The sequence below is a fragment of the Bartonella queenslandensis AUST/NH15 genome (genome assembly GCF_000312585.1).
Lineage (GTDB): Bacteria > Pseudomonadota > Alphaproteobacteria > Rhizobiales > Rhizobiaceae > Bartonella > Bartonella queenslandensis_A.
The window spans coordinates 1-825 of record NZ_HE998284.1 but is presented as its reverse complement, the minus strand read 5'-3'; the positions used below and the strand labels follow the sequence as shown (position 1 = coordinate 825).

Annotated in this window: 1 protein-coding gene; it reads left to right on the top strand. The window is 30.3% G+C overall.

The window, feature by feature from the left end; translation table 11 throughout:
- Window positions 1-581 precede the first annotated feature (581 nt).
- The gene (gene hfq, locus BN338_RS10215; RefSeq protein ID WP_012231869.1) at window positions 582-821 is read left to right on the top strand and encodes an RNA chaperone Hfq; all 240 of its coding nucleotides are present in this window, start codon (window positions 582-584) and stop codon (window positions 819-821) included.
- Window positions 822-825 lie beyond the last annotated feature (4 nt).

Here is an 825-nt window from a genome sequence, read left to right as displayed (position 1 = left end):
ATCAAAATAAAGTTAACGCGCTATCTTATACTTTGTTTAAAAAGGTTATAAAATATAATAAAAACAATTTATTATTTGATTCTAAAAAACAATAAAAATACTGTTTACAACTTGTGCTTATAAAAAGCCCTATCACCCTATTCTCTTTGAGATAAAGACAATTTAATGGCAGTTATATATCAATGTAAAAAATAGTGCAGTGTAATGTATTTTCTGAATAGTGATGCTCAATAATAAATGTTGTTGTGCAATAAATGTTGTTGTGCGCTTAATTTTATTGATTCTAAACGCAGGAAATTCACTATCTCATATAGTGTCTATATATAATAGTTAATAGTTTAAAATGTATAAAAATCTGTCTTTTAACTGTAAGTTCATAAAAAAGTAAACGTAGGAAAAATTTTGAATTTAATGGTAGATTTTCGTAGGCTGGGCTTTATTATTGCCTTAAAGAGCAGTTTTTTCTCTAATTTCAGTTGTTTGTTGCTAAAATTTGAAGCTTCTACGTTGACAATTGAATATTTTTCAGTCGATATGCATGCACGAATATTTTATGCAACCGAGATGAAGGTGTAAGAATAATGGCAGAGCGATCACAACACCTGCAAGATGTATTTTTAAATACGGTGCGTAAGCAAAAAATTTCTCTTACAATTTTTCTTGTTAATGGCGTTAAACTCACGGGTATTGTAACTTCATTTGATAGTTTTTGTGTCCTTTTGCGTCGAGATGGACATGCACAACTGGTTTATAAGCATGCTATTTCTACGATTATGCCTGGACAGCCTGTACAGATGTTTGAGGGAGAAAGTCCTGAGTAAACAC

Excerpts from the sequence above, each read along its gene's own strand:
- hfq (WP_012231869.1), top strand. The coding sequence starts at position 582 with ATGGCAGAGCGATCACAACACCTGCAAGATGTATTTTTAAATACGGTG.